The organism is Albibacterium profundi, assembly GCF_042159835.1.
GTDB lineage: Bacteria > Bacteroidota > Bacteroidia > Sphingobacteriales > Sphingobacteriaceae > Albibacterium > Albibacterium profundi.
Genome location: NZ_JBBVGT010000002.1, coordinates 1444477 through 1458505, shown reverse-complemented (window position 1 = coordinate 1458505; position 14029 = coordinate 1444477). Strand labels below are relative to the sequence as shown.

Sequence of the window (14029 nt, the reverse complement as noted above, 5' to 3'; positions counted from 1 at the left end):
GGGCAAGACACAATTTGGATACTTTACTTTAGCAGTTCTGCCAACCGGGTATGAAGCTTTTCACCCCGTAAGTTTTTATCAACAATTTTCCCGTCGGGACCGATTAAGAAGTTTTGCGGAATCGCCCGTACACCATACAGCTGTGCAGCTTCGTTTTCCCAAAATTTAAGATCTGATACTTGTGTCCATTCTAATTTATCATCTTCGATCGCTTTCAACCAAGCATCTCTACCAGTTTCGCGATCTAAGGATACACCAAATACAGTGAAGTTATCATCTTTAAACTTGTGATAGGCAGCAACCAGGTTTGGGTTCTCTTGACGACAAGGCCCACACCAGCTAGCCCAGAAATCAATTAACACATATTGGCCACGGAATGACGAAAGAGAAACGGGCTTACCGTCGGGATCATTCTGCGTAAAATCAGGTGCAACCGCGCCGATAGCCACTGTTTTAGCAATATCTAAAGTCTTTCTTAAAGCAAGCCCTTTTTCATGTTGTTGTAATTCAGGAGAAAGCGCAGACAACAGTGGGTCAACTTCCGAAAATTCCGGTGCGTATCCCGCATAATCAATCAACGCTTCTAAACTCAGTAATGAGTTAGGATTTTCGACAATAAATTGCTTCAGCACTTCATCTCTTTCCTCCTGGATCAGTTCATAGCGAGCATTCATCTTTTCACCGAAAGCCGGATCTTGTTTCTGCTCGTCACTCGCTGCAGCATAATCAGCTAAGAATTGCTGGCGCTTCGCATTTACCTCGTCTAGACGTACGTTCATTTTTTTCTGATCTACGTTCAACGGAGTTCCACCAAGTTCTGCCTCTGCCACCAAACTATCTGCTTTTAGTGTGATCGTACCATCTTCCAAATATAGGGTAGTACGATCCGGATCTCTTAACTGGCTCATTCCTACACCGTCTGGGTCGATAGCTAATGTTGCCGAAGTTGGCTCATTTACCGTACCTGAAAAAGTGAACGTACCATTTTCAATGGTTGCTGAATCCGTTATCCTCTCTCCTTCGTTTGAGTAAAGAAGGTAAGCCTTGGCAGGGGAAGAGATAGATCCCAGCTGTCCTTTTATTGTAAAGCTTTGTTGAGCAAATGCCATGAATGGCAATGCTGCTAACGAGCATAATAGTGCTTTTTTATTCATTGTATCTTATTTTTTTGAGTTTTAAATTATATAACGTTGAAATCAAAAGTACATATATAATGGCAAAAACCTAAAAAACAAATATTCTAAATGTTAATTGTTCTTTTTTTGTAAATTGCACATAAATATTTAAACAACGTTTATCGTGGAAAAAGTGCATTCTATAGCCGTTGAGCAAACTCAAAATTCGCGTTTAGCTCAAGTAGATTTTGAAAATCTTAATTTTGGAAAAATCATGTCAGACCACATGTTGTTGGCAGAATATGACAACGGTAGCTGGCAAAGTGTGAAGGTCGTTCCTTACGAGAACCTGTCTTTGAGCCCTGCGGCATCTGCTTTGCATTATGGACAAGCAATCTTTGAAGGGATTAAAGCTTATAGCCTGGAGAATGGACAGATCAGCATTTTTCGTCCAGACCAAAATCATATCCGCTTTAACAAGTCGGCTGCGCGACTTGAAATGCCGGAAGTGCCGGAAGAAATTTTTCTTGAAGGCATGAAAGAGCTGATTAGAACAGATAGAGATTGGGTTCCTAAAAATCCAGGTACGTCACTTTATATTCGTCCGTATATGTTTGCAACTGAGGCTGCCCTTGGGGTACACCCTTCTGCCAGTTACAAGTTCCTAATCATCACGAGTCCGGTCGGCGCCTATTATAATAAGCCTTTACGAGTTAAGATTGAAACCCATTTTACACGTGCAGCAGAAGGCGGTGTTGGTTTTTCAAAAAATGCTGGCAACTACGCATTATCGCTTCATCCGACTCGCTTAGCGCAGGAAGAAGGTTTCGATCAACTGATGTGGACCGATGCGAAAGAACACGCCTATATAGAAGAAGCGGGAACAGCCAACTTGCTCTTCATTATGGACGACACGCTGATAACACCTTCTTCTGAAACTATCTTACGTGGAATTACACGCTTGAGCATTATGGATATCGCCAAGAAATGGGGTTTGAAAACCGAATCAAGGAAAGTATCTATAGAGGAACTGATCAATGGAATTGAGGATGGATCAGTCACCGAAGCATTTGCGGCGGGGACGGCGGCAACTTTAACACCAATAGTTGAAATAGGGCATGAAGGGAAGGTTTACAAATTAAGTGATCCGGCAACCCGCGCTTTCTCCAATAAAGTACTTGCCTATCTGAACGATTTGCGTTACGGTCGCATCGAAGATGAATTTGGCTGGAATTTAGTGCTTGATTAAGCACTAAATTCTACTCTTCTTTCTTTTTGAAAATTCCCTTTATAAAGGAGCCTACCTTTTTTGCGGCGCGTTTCGTGTCTTTGGCAGTATTTTTTAATTTAGCTTCTCGCTCTTCACTGACACCGGCACTTGTTTTTATGCCCTGAAAAAGGCTTTTCCAGATAATTTTAAAGAATGCATAAGACTGAGGCCGATTGTAATACACATTTCCGCGTGTATACTTCCCTATCCCATCGGGGTTACTACTATTAATGATAACGGTGGTAGCAAGTGATGAAGCCAATTTTCTTTTAGAAATGATGGCTCCTTTATCTTCTAGCATCAATAACTTGACTTTCAAATTATCATACCGGAAGTCGACCGTTCCAACTGATTTACGCTGATCTATTTTAAAGTTGAACGCTAAAGACCGTATATCTGCGGAATTGATTTCAATTTGCGCCAATGGTTTCAATACTTGATTTAGCACCCGCCCATTCATTGCACCCAGCTTTCCATGATATTGGAAGGCGCCTATCTCCGATAACATATTAAAATCAAAATGAACATCTAACGATGCCGCATTCATAAACTTTGTTCGCACTTCCGCTTTTAGATGGGGGGAGCGACTGAGCAAGAGTGAATCGTTCGTTATGTTGTATAAGGAAATCTCGGAATTATTGAAAGAGATCTTCCCTCTCTGTTGTGTTACCTTACTAAGCTCTTCGTAAACGATATTCATATTGCTAAGATGAAGGGTGTCTACTCCGATATTCCAGGCCAATTTTAAAATCTGTTGATGAGGGTCCTTCCCTCTTTTATCCGTTACCGGCTTTGGGTAATTTGTATTGGCGGCCACCTCCATATCTCCGCCGGATGTGCTAATTTTAGTTGCCCGAAACTGCTGGGATTCTAATAAACGGGGTATGTCAATTCCCTGAATAAGCAACGAATCGAATGATAGCTCGAAGCGCTCCGTCGGCTTCGCTGCCATTTCATAAAATTCATCTTTATTATAGCGAGGGACTAACGCAACATGGTCGATTTTGAGTTCTTTCGCCGCCGTAGAGAAATCGATATCCGAAAGGTTGACATGATAAAGACTGTCACGAGTGGCTATCCGATAGTTTTTCATTTTAAAATGGACTCCTTTCGAATAGTAAATTCGAGAAGTATCCTGACCTGAGAGCGAGTCGAGTAAGATGTCACTGACCTGTAAGTTGATATTTTTCAAACGAGTAGTGATACTATCATCGGTATTGTTATTCTGATAGGTAAGTGTCAGGTTATTGACGTTAAAATTATCAACCCGAATCTCTTTCAATAGCTTCGATATTTTTTGATACAACGTTCGTTGATCTTTAACTTCGATTGTATCTTTTTTGGGCATGGTTTCATTGATAACTGAAACTACTGGATCCACCAATATAATATCATCGATATTGAGCTTTTGTTGTCGATATAATCGACTTGGATGAAAATTCTTTATTTCAACCAAGCCGACCTGAATCGAGTATTGATTATCCGGTGCTAAACTATCAGCTTTCATCCTGTCGAATACTGCCTGATTCGGCTTCAAAGCCACATTGGTCAGAGATGCATAACCACGGTACCAACTAAACTCCAAATCGTCATAAGTCAGGGTATATAGGCTATCAGATGACGAACTTACCAACACCTGTAGACGTTCATTGAGGATCGGCCGCCAATGTTTACTTAAATACCAAGACCCAGCCAAAACGGCGATGATAATAAATAAGAATATCGCGAGGACGATTTTTAAAGCTTTATTCATATAGTTTGCTATAAATCTGGAATGCCTAAATTTACCTTTAATCCAGCATAAATACTCTTCCACATCAAATTAAAAAATGATTTGTCTTGCGGGTGTAAATGAGATATTTCTGCGGATATTGGCTCCTCTCCCTCTTTACGAGGGTTACTATTCTTAACAATAAGCGAATTTGCTAAAAACGAAAGGAAGCCCTTCTTCTTTAATACATTACCGTCTTTATCCAAGAGACTAATCTCTATATTATCATACAATGCTTGCACTGTTCCTGATGAACCGTAGCGATTGGCGTTAATGGAAAAAGTAACTTGATTAATAACACCCTTTTCAATTCTTGCTAATCCGAGAGGTTCAGCGAACTGATTAAACAGTTTCGCGTTTCCTTTGCCCAGAGACCCCTTATAATTGAACTCACCATCCTTATCAGCCATATTGAGGTTTAAATTGACCTTTAACGGCACTTTACCCATAAAATTAGTCTTAAAGTCAGACCTGCACCAAGAATCAGACTCCCATCGGCTACTATCATTCGTTACGTTTCTAAGTGTACCGTACAAGTTGGTAAAGAATACCGTACCCGCTTTCTCAGATTTGGGACTCATCTCCTTATAATAAACAGCGAAGTTTTTCATCAGCAGTGTATCAATCGTTGTTGGCAGTCCAAGGCGCTTCATGGCTATATTTGGAAAATTCTCCGCCTTTATCTTACCACTTTCGGGAAGGGTTTTATTATTAAATATTCGTAGTTCAGCATCTTCCAAACTCAACGTTGATAACTTCAACACCTCATTCAGTTCTAAATCTTTGAAATTTATTTCGCTCGCTTTAATATCTTCAACGACAATTTGGTAGCGGTCACCTTCTGTCCCCAATCGCTGCGAAAACTCGATCTCTGGATATTGTGGTGTGAGTTTAAAATTCGAAATATTGAGAAAACCGTCTTTTAGTGAAGATTGGACAGACGCTATGTCGAAAATATACATACCATCGGCCGATTCGTATTTAACGTTCCGACTATCGATTCGCACATCGTCGCAGAACCAAAATGCGGTTGTATCACTAGTTCGCAATGAATCGATATAGATTGACTCCAACGCGAAAGACAGGCCCGATAAACGTCCTCCCCTTTCAGTGGTATCTCCACCTTTTTGTTCGACAAAAGAAAGCTCATTCACTCGAAGCAATTCTATTTCGGTTTCCTTGAGGAAATCCGGCATTTTATCATACAAGGTTTTCTCAACCTCGTTACGGTCGACTGTATCCCGCATCGACAAGAGGGTCAAATTGGGACGGTTGAGTGTTATGGTAGAAAGTTGTATTTCTTTTTTAAAAAGCAACTTCAGCACATTCACCCCAGAAATGGAGAGAGAGTTCAGGTCGACTTCAAAAAGGCTGGCAGAACGACTGCTGTCGGCGGAATGAAAATATGCTGCTGTGTCTGGCAATAAGCTGACATTCTCTAATGTGACTGCACCTCTCAACAAACTTACGTTCATATCGGTGAAGTTCAGTTGATAAACACCGTTGCTTTCTTTAGCCACCCGTTCTTTGAGCTTTTCAGGCATGCTATTCTGAAGCATAAAACCGCCAATTACTAAGGCTATTACAATAACCCCAAGCACGATTCCGAACCAAATTACCAGCTTTCTCCATTTATTTCTCTTATGGCTGTGGGTATTCATTTTATTCATAGATGTTCCTTTAATAAGTGCGTGAGTCAGGTTATCTTAATTTTTAAAACCTACACTACTTGGCTATAGTAACAATCAAAGCCTTGAATAGTTAGCTGAGGGTAAAATAAAATAATCGTTACCTGACAAACTGTCATTTTCGTCTTTTTTTTGTATCTTTGTCGTTTGAAATTAGAAGTAAATGTTAGAATCACCTATCCAATCAAAAGTACATGATGAAGCTCGCCAAGGCGAAGCGCTTCTTTTAGAAAAAGAGCCAGGTAAAGGGAGGAGGAAACTTTATATTGAGAGTTACGGCTGCCAAATGAATTTTTCGGACAGTGAAATCGTGGCTTCTATTTTATTAGACAACGGTTTTGAAACGACGGGTTATTATAATGATGCTGATGTTGTCTTTATCAATACCTGTTCGATCCGCGAAAACGCAGAGCAACGTGTTCGTACTCGCTTGGGAGATTTTAAGCGAGCCAAACGCGAAAATCCAGGCATGATTGTCGGTGTTCTAGGTTGTATGGCAGAGCGGCTAAAGTCTAAATTCCTGGAAGAAGAGAAATTGGTAGATTTAGTAGTAGGTCCTGATGCTTATCGCGATTTGCCAAATTTAATCGCCAAAGTTGAAGATGGGAACCGCTCAGTGAACGTTCTTCTTTCCAGAGAAGAGACCTACGCTGACATTAGTCCGGTTCGTTTAAACTCAAATGGCATCACGGCCTTTATTTCGATCATGCGTGGTTGCGACAATATGTGTTCATTCTGCGTTGTGCCATTTACGCGCGGACGGGAACGTAGCAGAGATCCGGAATCCATCGTCAAAGAAGCGAAGGATCTGTTTGAAGCTGGTTATCGTGAAGTAACTTTATTGGGGCAAAATGTGGATTCATATAAACATAAAGGTGAAAATGACGAAGAAATCGTCAATTTTGCAAAGCTCTTGGCATTGGTTGCAGATGTGAGCCCTTTGTTGAGAGTGCGTTTTTCTACTTCCCACCCAAAAGATATTACCGACGAAGTTCTCCATACCATTGCAAAGTACCCGAACATATGTAATTATATTCACTTACCAATCCAATCTGGGAACTCGCGTGTGTTAGAACTGATGAACCGTACCTATAGCAGGGAATGGTATATAGATCGTATTAATGCCATTCGCCGAATCATACCTGATTGTGGGATATCTACAGACATCATATCTGGTTTTTGTACAGAAACTGAGGAGGATCATCAGGATACGTTATCTATTATGGATTTAGTGCAGTATGATTACGCATATATGTTTACATACTCGGAACGACCTGGAACCTTGGCAGCTAAACGATACGAAGATGATGTTCCAGAGGAAGTTAAGAAACGTCGCCTCACAGAAATAGTGCACAAACAACGTGGGCATAGCTTATTCAGGCTAGAAAATCAAATTGGGAAAGTACACCGAGTTTTGATAGAGGGTTATTCAAAAAAATCAGACCAAGATTATTGTGGCAGGAATGATCAGAACGCGATGGTTGTTTTTCCAAAAGGATCATATAAAATTGGAGATTACGTAAATGTAATTGGCGAAACCTGTACTTCAGCTACATTGATAGGAAGAATTATAGATTAGTCAAATGGATATACAAGATATAAAAAATAGGTTTGGTATTATAGGGAACTCTCCCTTACTGAACCGAGCAATTGATATTGCGAGACAAGTGGCACCGACCGACATATCGGTACTCATCACTGGCGAGAGTGGAAGCGGAAAAGAGGTATTTTCACATATTATCCACCAGCTAAGTGCTCGAAAACATGGGACCTTTATTGCCGTAAACTGTGGGGCAATTCCAGAAGGCACCATCGACTCTGAATTATTTGGACATGAAAAAGGATCCTTTACGGGTGCACATGAAGCGAGGAAAGGCTATTTTGAAGCCGTAAACGGCGGAACTATTTTTCTTGATGAAGTGGCCGAGCTGCCCCTTAATACCCAAGCCCGTTTATTACGAGTATTGGAGTCTGGTGAATACATTCGTGTCGGCTCTTCAAAAGTTCAGAAAACAGATGTCCGTGTAATTGCGGCAACCAATGTTGACGTATTTAATGCGGTAGAGAAAGGTAAATTCAGAGAAGATCTTTACTATCGTTTAAATACCGTTCCATTAAAAATACCGTCATTAAGGGAACGAAAAGAGGACATTCATCTGCTGTTCCGGAAATTTATATCGGATTTCACTTTTAAGTACCGCAGTCCGAATGTACAGCTGACTGACGATGCACAGTCTCTGTTAATACAGTATAATTGGCCGGGGAACGTAAGGCAGCTAAAAAACATAGCTGAGCAAGTCGCCGTACTTGAAAAAGACAGGAACGTAAATGCAGAGGCCTTGAGAAAATACCTCCCTGCGGAAGAAAGGACTTCACTGCCGACGACTTTGGGGCATAACAAGAGTGACGATTTTTCAGAAAGAGACCTCCTTTACAAGGTACTCTTTGATATGAAGAAAGACATGATGGAGCTGAAGAAGCTAGTATTGGGTATTGTAAACAACGGAGTGAATGCATCCACGATCGATGAACATTCGCCGTATATCAATCAGCTTTATCGGGATACCGCCCATTCGCAAAATGAACTTGGCCCATCCTCTACCCTAACGATACATCAAGCAAAAAGGGAAAGCGATGAAGATGTAAATATTACCGAAGAAGCCGAGGAAATTGAAGAATCGCTTTCGTTGGTGGACAAGGAGTCTGATCTGATTAAAAAAGCATTAAAGAAACATAAGGGAAAACGTAAATTAGCCGCACAGGAATTGGGGATATCTGAACGAACGCTGTATCGAAAAATAAAAGACTTAAATTTAAACTAAATGCGTCTTAAGCCACTAAAGAAGTTTAAACAGATTTTCCTAATATGTTGCATTGCAATGGGATCGCATCTTTCATGCGGCATATACAGCTTTACAGGAGCTTCTATACCCGCCGAGATGAATACGGTAAGCGTTGACTTTTTCGAAAATACAGCACCTATCGTCGTGACTTACCTTAGTCAAGAATTTACAGAGGCGTTGAAGACACGAATCAGAAATCAATCACGGTTAAGCATGGTTCGTACCGATGCAGACGCTGCATTTCAAGGCAGGATAACCGGCTATAGCATTACACCAACAGCTGTACAAGGGAATGACCGTGCCGGCTTGAACCGACTTACGATAACGGTAACGGTAACTTATAAGAATCGCTTAGATCCGAAGTTAAATTTCGAACAATCGTTTAGTCGATTTGAGGATTTTTCGACGACAGCAGGTCCTATTCAGGCGCAGGAACCTCAGCTAATTAAAAGCATCAACGATATGCTCACAGAGGATATCTTTAATCGTGCGTTCGCGAATTGGTAAATTCGAAATGATTAAAGCAAGGAAAAATGGATGGTAAAATAGCAAAACAGGAACTCTTTCAATTGTCGTTCACAAACCAAGACTCGGCGAAATCAAGCGATATAAAAAAGCTCATTGATAAATATCCCTACGTCAATGCTCTTTGGTTTTTACATGCTCGTTTAGGGATTATTGAAAATAGCTCCGACGCGAAAGACCGATATCAGCATGGGGCTATATTCAGCTCAGACACAGCGAAATACCGTGCATATGTTTTTCAAACTAAGGAGGACGAAAAATCAGATTTGTCCGAAAAAAATGATACCACGCAAGCACAACAACCTAGCTCCGAACATCGGCAGCTTGCACAAAAAACAGACAGCGCTGACAATCAAACGCCCAGCAGATATATTGACGATTGGATGCCGTATTCCTATGTATGGTGGTTGCAAAAAATGAGGAATGAATACGCAGAATCTAATCAACCCTACACTTCGAGCAGACAGTCTGAAGATAGAATTCCTGAAAGCAATAAACTCGACAACCCTTTAGATCAACAAATACGCGAACATATTTTCAGCTTACAAAACCCAGAGTCAAAATTGAGCGAACAATTTGACGGTAAAGCTAAACCGTTCCAAGTTCCAAGAAAAGAAGACCCAATTATCGAAAGGTTTATAAAAGAGGAACCACAGATCAAGCCTCCGTCTGCTGAAAAGATAAATCTAGAAAATAAAGCGAGAAGAAGCGCTGAAGATGATTCGGGTTTTGTTTCCGAAACCCTAGCAAAAATTTATGCCGAACAGGGACTCTATCACAAAGCCATTGACACCTATAAAAAATTAAGTTTGAAATATCCCGAAAAAAGTCTTTATTTTGCGGGGCAAATTGAACTATTGAATCAAAAAATTTAAATTAACTATCATACAATGTTTTACTTATTCATTACCCTGATCATAATTGCTTGTGCGCTACTGGTATTTGTAGTACTGATACAAAATCCTAAAGGAGGTGGTTTAGCATCTCAGTTTGCCGGGTCGAACAATTTAATGGGCGTTAAACGCACTGGAGATATTTTAGAGAAAGGGACATGGATCCTTGTAATTGCAATTATGGTAATTTCATTGTTGATCAATGTAACGATGCCTTTGGGCGGCGGTAGCGGTACGGGCTCAGGCTTAGGAGACCAAATCCAGCCGACAACAGTGCCAACGACACCAGCACCGGATTTGAACACAACACCGGTTACCCCGGAAAGTCCAGCCGACACAACAAATTAATTGACATAAAAGACTAACAAAAAGGGATGAAAAATAAATTCATCCCTTTTTTTGTTGGAAGACCCTGACATTTTTACATAGAAAGTGTCAGTTTATCGCCCCAAATCACTTTGGCATAGTTACTGAATATCACCCAGTAGAAAACTTTACAAAAGTATTAACACTAAATTTTAATAGAATAATTATGGCATTAAGCATTAAACCTATCGGAGACAGAGTGGTAGTAGAAGCCGCTCCTGCTGAGGAAAAAACCGCTTCAGGAATTTACATCCCAGACACTGCAAAAGAAAAACCTCAACATGGTACTGTAGTGGCTGTCGGCACAGGGAAAGTTGATGAACCATTAACCGTAAAAGTAGGCGACCAGATACTTTACGGAAAGTATGCAGGCACCGAAATTACTTATGAAGGAAAAGAGTATTTAATCATGCGCGAATCAGACATTTACGCAGTACTTTAATCATTGGATCGGTTTTATAATCAAGAATTATCATACAAATAAAATATAATGGCAAAAGAAGTAAAATATAATATTGATGCACGTGATGCACTTAAAAAAGGTGTAGACACACTTGCTAATGCAGTAAAGGTAACGTTGGGGCCAAAAGGTCGTAACGTAATCATTGAAAAGAAATTCGGTTCTCCAGCAATCACGAAAGACGGTGTAACAGTAGCCAAAGAAATCGACTTGAAAGAGCCGATGGAAAATATGGGTGCTCAGATGGTCAAAGAAGTAGCCTCGAAAACAGCTGATCAAGCAGGTGACGGTACTACAACTGCAACGGTATTGGCCCAGGCTATCGTAACGGCAGGAATTAAAAATGTTGCTGCTGGTGCAAATCCGATGGACTTAAAGCGTGGCATTGATAAAGCAGTATCTGCTGTCGTAAACAGTCTTCAATCTCAATCACAAACTGTAGGAGAAGACAACAACAAAATCAAGCAAGTTGCTTCTATCTCTGCAAACAATGATGAAGTAATCGGTACATTGATTGCTGAAGCAATGAATAAAGTTGGTAAAGACGGTGTTATCACCGTTGAAGAAGCTAAAGGTACTGAGACAGAAGTGAAAACTGTGGAAGGTATGCAATTTGACAGAGGTTACTTATCTCCGTACTTTGTTACCGATACAGATAAAATGGAAGTTGAATTAGAAAGCCCATATATCTTAATCTACGACAAGAAGATTAGCAATATGAAAGAGCTTCTTCCTATATTGGAAAAACAAGTTCAAACTGGAAAACCATTGTTGATTATCGCGGAAGACTTAGACGGCGAAGCTTTAGCAACATTAGTTGTTAACAAGATTCGCGGTTCGCTAAAAGTAGCTGCTGTAAAAGCTCCGGGTTTTGGAGATCGCAGAAAGGCTATGTTGGAAGATATCGCAATTCTAACCGGCGGTACAGTAATCTCTGAAGAAAGAGGTTTCAAATTAGAAAATGCTGAATTAGAATCTCTAGGACAAGCTGAAAAGGTAGTTATCGACAAAGACAACACGACGATGATTAACGGTTCAGGTTCAACCGATGAGATTAAAGCACGTGTTAATCAAATTAAAGCTCAAATAGAAAGCACTACTTCTGATTATGATCGTGAAAAACTTCAAGAACGTCTTGCTAAGTTAGCGGGAGGTGTAGCAGTATTGTACGTTGGTGCAGCTACAGAAGTTGAAATGAAAGAAAAGAAAGACCGTGTAGATGATGCTTTACATGCAACTCGCGCAGCAGTTGAAGAAGGTATCGTTGCTGGCGGTGGTGTTGCTTTCATTCGCTCTATTGAAGCCTTAGCTGATCTGAAAGGCGAAAACGAAGACGAAACTACAGGCATCAATATTATCAAACGTGCAATCGAAGAACCACTACGTCAAATCTGCAATAACGCAGGTGTAGAAGGCTCAATCGTCGTTCAAAAAGTTAGAGAAGGAAAAGAAGACTATGGATATAACGCACGCAACGATGTTTATGAGAACTTAATCGGTGCAGGTGTTATCGATCCAACTAAAGTTTCTCGTGTAGCTTTAGAGAATGCTGCTTCGATTGCGGCTATGTTACTTACTACGGAAGTAGTATTAGCAGACGAGCCGGAAGAAGATAAAGGCGGCGCTGCAGGTGCTCCTCCAATGGGAGGCGGCATGGGTGGAATGATGTAATCAAACACTCTATACTAAAAAAAGGGAGCTATTCGAATGGCTCCCTTTTTTTATGCATAAGTAAAAGGCATAGCGTATCAATTATTATTCTGGTAGAAAGATATATGAAGGATTTATCTGTTTCAATGATTCTTTTAACACAGCATTAATACCTGCTGATGATTCATCTTCCGGATTAAGGTCATCAGCCATGACGCCGCCCCAAGCGACAATTGACGGATGATGTTGCAATGATTTGATATTTTCCAAAGCCTCTGTTTTCACATTCTTCAGAAAACTTTCGGTCTTTGGGTAATCGGTGGGAACGAACATGAAATCTTGCAAAATCATGATGCCATGTACATCAGCTAAGTCATAAAAATACTCATTTTCATAAACTCCGACACCTAATACGCGGACCATCGTCTTGCCGAGTGACTCTACAACTTTAAATATTGCTTCATAATCGGTCGTGTTCTGACTACTTATATTAATTAAGAAAGGTCTATAATCTGTCTGTTTGACCAAGACCGGTTTGTCGTTTATAGAGATACGTAAATCATTTCGACTAGCCCCATCAACCTGAATAGTTCGGATACCGATCCGCTTACCCAATGTTTGTTCATTATCGGCACCCTTCACACGCACTCCTATTTTATAAAGATTGGGCTTACCTAACGCTTTTGGCCACCATAATTTAGGTCTTCTTATCGTAAAAGGAATATCCATTCGATGGCTGTCTTTATCGAATGTGATGTTCTCTCGCGCAAATGTTCTACCAGATACTTCGTCATATATTTCGATATCTACAGCTAAGTTCTGGGCGGTTCTGAACTCGATCGACGCATCTAAATAAGCAACCTTATCTTTGATTTCCTCGACTTTATAGCTCACATCATCCAGACGATAGTCATTCCATGACTCCAGTATAATTGGCTTCCATATCCCTGCAGGGATAAGGGAAAGTCCACTGTCGTAATGATAAAAAGCTTTACGAAGCGACGGCGTATAATCGTCAGCTTCAAATTCGATTAGTAATTCGTTATCTCCTTCTTTCAACCAAGGCTTGACCGGAACTGACCAGGAACGAAACATATTGTTAGCTTCTAATATTTTTTCCTGATTCAGATAAACCGTCGCGCGTGTATCGAGACCTTCAAATAACAATTCCACAAAATCTCTTGACATGATTTGTTTGTCGGCAATGAAAGTTGTTCGATATTGCCAGGTTGTATCAGCTTTATTTACCGATGTCTTCCCATTCAGCAAGAGATCATCTACAGAATTTCCCGGAACCTGTGCGGGCAACCAATATTTAGATTCCGTGGATTTAAAAACCCAGTCGCTCAGCAAATACTCTCTATATAACTGCGCAGAACTAATTGAACAAAGATGTAAAAAGAAGAATAAAAGAAGAATTTTTCTCATAGCTCGGAATCTATGTTTCA

Annotated in this window: 12 protein-coding genes; 8 read left to right on the top strand and 4 right to left on the bottom strand. The window is 40.5% G+C overall.

Translation table 11 applies throughout. The features are described from left to right. Positions 1-23 precede the first annotated feature (23 nt). Positions 24-1154: a redoxin domain-containing protein gene (locus WKR92_RS07950; protein ID WP_375557293.1), complete on the bottom strand. Its 1131-nt coding sequence runs from the start codon at positions 1152-1154 to the stop codon at positions 24-26. A 145-nt stretch (positions 1155-1299) separates the two neighbouring features. Between WKR92_RS07950 and WKR92_RS07945 the strand changes: the two genes are divergently transcribed. Beyond that, a complete protein-coding gene (locus WKR92_RS07945) occupies positions 1300-2364 on the top strand; it encodes a branched-chain amino acid aminotransferase (protein ID WP_375557292.1) in 1065 nt (354 codons plus the stop codon). A gap of 10 nt (positions 2365-2374) precedes the next feature. On the opposite strand, the gene WKR92_RS07940 is transcribed toward WKR92_RS07945, so the two are convergent. Together WKR92_RS07940 and WKR92_RS07935 are read right to left on the bottom strand one after the other, a co-directional pair. After that, positions 2375-4138: an AsmA family protein gene (locus tag WKR92_RS07940; protein WP_375557291.1), complete on the bottom strand. Its 1764-nt coding sequence runs from the start codon at positions 4136-4138 to the stop codon at positions 2375-2377. Positions 4139-4146: 8 nt separating this feature from the next. Beyond that, complete coding sequence (locus WKR92_RS07935; RefSeq protein ID WP_375557290.1) at positions 4147-5826, bottom strand: AsmA family protein; 1680 nt, start codon at positions 5824-5826, stop codon at positions 4147-4149. Positions 5827-6007: 181 nt separating this feature from the next. On the opposite strand from WKR92_RS07935, the gene miaB reads away from it, so the two are divergent. The 7 genes from miaB to groL all read left to right on the top strand — a co-directional run bounded on the left by miaB (position 6008) and on the right by groL (position 12602). Beyond that, on the top strand, positions 6008-7423 hold the full coding sequence (gene miaB / locus WKR92_RS07930) for a tRNA (N6-isopentenyl adenosine(37)-C2)-methylthiotransferase MiaB (RefSeq protein WP_375557289.1): 1416 nt from the start codon (positions 6008-6010) through the stop codon (positions 7421-7423). Between the two features lie 4 nt (positions 7424-7427). Then, positions 7428-8666 carry a sigma 54-interacting transcriptional regulator gene (locus WKR92_RS07925; RefSeq protein ID WP_375557288.1) on the top strand — a complete coding sequence of 413 codons (1239 nt, stop codon included), beginning with the start codon at positions 7428-7430 and terminating at the stop codon, positions 8664-8666. Between the two features lie 117 nt (positions 8667-8783). Further along, positions 8784-9194 carry an LptE family protein gene (locus tag WKR92_RS07920; RefSeq protein ID WP_375557287.1) on the top strand — a complete coding sequence of 137 codons (411 nt, stop codon included), beginning with the start codon at positions 8784-8786 and terminating at the stop codon, positions 9192-9194. A gap of 26 nt (positions 9195-9220) precedes the next feature. Then, positions 9221-10087: a hypothetical protein gene (locus WKR92_RS07915; RefSeq protein WP_375557286.1), complete on the top strand. Its 867-nt coding sequence runs from the start codon at positions 9221-9223 to the stop codon at positions 10085-10087. Positions 10088-10102: 15 nt separating this feature from the next. After that, a complete protein-coding gene (gene secG / locus WKR92_RS07910) occupies positions 10103-10453 on the top strand; it encodes a preprotein translocase subunit SecG (RefSeq protein ID WP_375557285.1) in 351 nt (116 codons plus the stop codon). A 184-nt stretch (positions 10454-10637) separates the two neighbouring features. Beyond that, positions 10638-10913 carry a co-chaperone GroES gene (gene groES, locus WKR92_RS07905; protein WP_375557284.1) on the top strand — a complete coding sequence of 92 codons (276 nt, stop codon included), beginning with the start codon at positions 10638-10640 and terminating at the stop codon, positions 10911-10913. A 48-nt stretch (positions 10914-10961) separates the two neighbouring features. Then, the gene (gene groL, locus WKR92_RS07900; RefSeq protein WP_446014092.1) at positions 10962-12602 is read left to right on the top strand and encodes a chaperonin GroEL; all 1641 of its coding nucleotides are present in this window, start codon (positions 10962-10964) and stop codon (positions 12600-12602) included. An 84-nt stretch (positions 12603-12686) separates the two neighbouring features. Here the strand turns inward: groL and WKR92_RS07895 are convergent, their stop codons facing one another. After that, the gene (locus WKR92_RS07895; RefSeq protein ID WP_375557283.1) at positions 12687-14009 is read right to left on the bottom strand and encodes a glycoside hydrolase family 2 protein; all 1323 of its coding nucleotides are present in this window, start codon (positions 14007-14009) and stop codon (positions 12687-12689) included. Positions 14010-14029: the final 20 nt, after the last annotated feature.

Bases quoted from the DNA above. Each gene is read 5' to 3' on its own strand.
- WKR92_RS07950 (WP_375557293.1), bottom strand. From the start codon at position 1,154: ATGAATAAAAAAGCACTATTATGCTCGTTAGCAGCATTGCCATTCATG.
- WKR92_RS07940 (WP_375557291.1), bottom strand. From the start codon at position 4,138: ATGAATAAAGCTTTAAAAATCGTCCTCGCGATATTCTTATTTATTATC.
- WKR92_RS07935 (WP_375557290.1), bottom strand. From the start codon at position 5,826: ATGAATAAAATGAATACCCACAGCCATAAGAGAAATAAATGGAGAAAG.
- miaB (WP_375557289.1), top strand. From the start codon at position 6,008: ATGTTAGAATCACCTATCCAATCAAAAGTACATGATGAAGCTCGCCAA.
- WKR92_RS07925 (WP_375557288.1), top strand. From the start codon at position 7,428: ATGGATATACAAGATATAAAAAATAGGTTTGGTATTATAGGGAACTCT.
- WKR92_RS07920 (WP_375557287.1), top strand. From the start codon at position 8,784: ATGAATACGGTAAGCGTTGACTTTTTCGAAAATACAGCACCTATCGTC.
- WKR92_RS07915 (WP_375557286.1), top strand. From the start codon at position 9,221: ATGGATGGTAAAATAGCAAAACAGGAACTCTTTCAATTGTCGTTCACA.
- secG (WP_375557285.1), top strand. From the start codon at position 10,103: ATGTTTTACTTATTCATTACCCTGATCATAATTGCTTGTGCGCTACTG.
- groES (WP_375557284.1), top strand. From the start codon at position 10,638: ATGGCATTAAGCATTAAACCTATCGGAGACAGAGTGGTAGTAGAAGCC.
- groL (WP_446014092.1), top strand. From the start codon at position 10,962: ATGGCAAAAGAAGTAAAATATAATATTGATGCACGTGATGCACTTAAA.
- WKR92_RS07895 (WP_375557283.1), bottom strand. From the start codon at position 14,009: ATGAGAAAAATTCTTCTTTTATTCTTCTTTTTACATCTTTGTTCAATT.